The sequence below is a fragment of the Salibacter sp. genome, assembly GCF_031581065.1.
Classification (GTDB): domain Bacteria; phylum Bacteroidota; class Bacteroidia; order Flavobacteriales_G; family Salibacteraceae; genus Salibacter.
Genome location: NZ_JAVLBN010000112.1, coordinates 1 through 538, shown reverse-complemented (window position 1 = coordinate 538; position 538 = coordinate 1). Strand labels below are relative to the sequence as shown.

The 538-nt window shown below is 34.9% G+C and carries 1 protein-coding gene; it reads right to left on the bottom strand.

Translation table 11 applies throughout. The annotated features are described in order from the left end of the window. On the bottom strand, positions 1 to 243 hold a 243-nt coding region (locus tag RI557_RS11705), incomplete at its 3' end, for a hypothetical protein (protein ID WP_310683960.1). Between the last annotated feature and the right edge of the window lie 295 nt (positions 244 to 538).

Below are 538 nucleotides of genomic sequence, written 5' to 3'. Positions count from 1 at the left end.
ATAGATATAAAACATCAAATTACCGTCCTTATCCGAGACAGAGTTGTTTGGATTCCCTGAAACATTGAAATGATTGTTGTTTGGTAATTGAAAAGGGGTTGCTGTTAACCCATTGAAATTAAGCCATTCATGATTGGAGCCTGCAATAGACCAGTTATTAGCCTGCCCACCATGTTGAGGAGACTGTGCTTTAACTGAGAGCAAAGCCAAAGTAAATAATATAAGGAGTAAAACTCTTTTCACGCCTGACCTTGAATAATTGATTTATAACTATTCGAAGTTACAAAAATAAAGGCGAGGAAGCAAAAGTTGTAAAGTATTTAGTCGTTATTTGTTTTTGTTTTTCAATTAATTAAACATAACTTATCGCGACATAAATTAAAAATTTTACATTATGAAAAAACAAGTTTTATTAACGACACTACTGAGTTTTCTCCTTGTTATCGGGGTGAATAACGCGAACGCACAATGGCTGAACCCTGCTTACACAGGTGGTGCAACCTTTCCAAGTACTTACGGTTTAGGAAATACCTTAAAC